A 1,265-nucleotide genomic window follows, 5' to 3' on the forward strand; every position below is an offset into this window, starting at 1 on the left:
AGGGGTTATTGACCCGCTCCACTCCTTGCAACTAACATGATCCCGCCGTCAGAAAAGACGCCTCTCATCCGCCGGCTTTGGCTCGTCTTCGCCCAGTCCGTCACGGTCTTCTGCGCCGGGGCGCTGGTCTGGAAGCTCTTCGCTCCCGCCGAGTCGCCGCAGACGCCCGACCCGCTCGCCGCCGAGCTCGCGATCCTCAACGCGCAGCACGACTTCAGCGGCGCCGTGGACCGCGCGGCCCCCTCGGTCGTCAACATCTTCACGCGCAAGCCCGTGCCCGGCCGCAAGGCGGGCGAGCTCGGCAACGACTGGAACGCCGACCCGGAGGTGCACCTCAAGGCCCTCGGTAGCGGCGTGATCGTCTCCTCCAACGGCGACATTCTGACAAATTTCCACGTCGTGGACGGCATCCGCAGCATCTTCGTAGCGCTCCAGGACGGCCGCACCTTCGAGGCGCGGCTGCGCGGCTCGGACGTCGAAACGGACCTCGCGCTCCTGCAGGTGAAGGCGACGGACCTTCCGGCGATCCGCCTCGGCGACTCCACGCAGCTGCGCGTCGGGCAGACCGTGCTCGCGATCGGCAACCCCTTCGACGTCGGGCAGACCGTGACCTCGGGCATCATCTCCGCGCTCGGCCGCCACGGCTTTGGCCTCAACAACTACGAGGACTTCATCCAGACAGACGCGGCGATCAACCAGGGCAACTCCGGCGGCGCGCTCGTCAATCTCGAGGGCGAGCTGATCGGCATCAACAGCGCAATCTTCTCGCCCGACCGCAGCGACGGATTCGTCGGCATCGGCTTCGCCATTCCGAGCTCCATCGTGCGCTCGGTGCTCCCCTCGCTCATCGCGGGCCGCACGATGATCGAGCGCGGCTACCTCGGCTTCGTGCCGCGCCAGCTCTCTCAGGAGCTCGCGCAGGACCTCTCGCTCAAGGTGAGTTCGGGCGTGATGGTCAAGCAGGTGATTACGAATTCACCCGCCGCGCAGGCCGACGTCCGCGCCTTCGACGTGATCCTCGAGGTGAACGGCGAGCGCATCGTCCGCGCCAACCGGCTACTGCAGGTGATCGCGTGCCTCAAGCCCGGCGCCGTCGTGGACGTGAAGGTGCTTCGCGGCAACCGCGTGCTCGTGAAGAAACTCACCGCCTCCGTGCGCCCGCGCGGCTCGCTCGAAAAGGAGGCGCTCATTCCGCCGCAGTGAGAGGCCGAGGAGTTCGGGCGCTGAAGGCCCGTCCGCCGCCCGGTCCGCAGACGAAGAAAAAG

1 protein-coding gene is annotated in these 1,265 nt (G+C 67.4%); it reads left to right on the forward strand.

The window, feature by feature from the left end; translation table 11 throughout:
* The first annotated feature begins 36 nt into the window (after nt 1-36).
* Complete coding sequence (locus tag ACT6Y9_RS11005) at nt 37-1,203, forward strand: S1C family serine protease (RefSeq protein ID WP_443744561.1); 1,167 nt, start codon at nt 37-39, stop codon at nt 1,201-1,203.
* The last annotated feature ends 62 nt before the right edge of the window (nt 1,204-1,265 follow it).

Source organism: Sutterella sp., assembly GCF_052272535.1.
In the GTDB taxonomy this organism is placed as follows: domain Bacteria; phylum Pseudomonadota; class Gammaproteobacteria; order Burkholderiales; family Burkholderiaceae_F; genus Sutterella.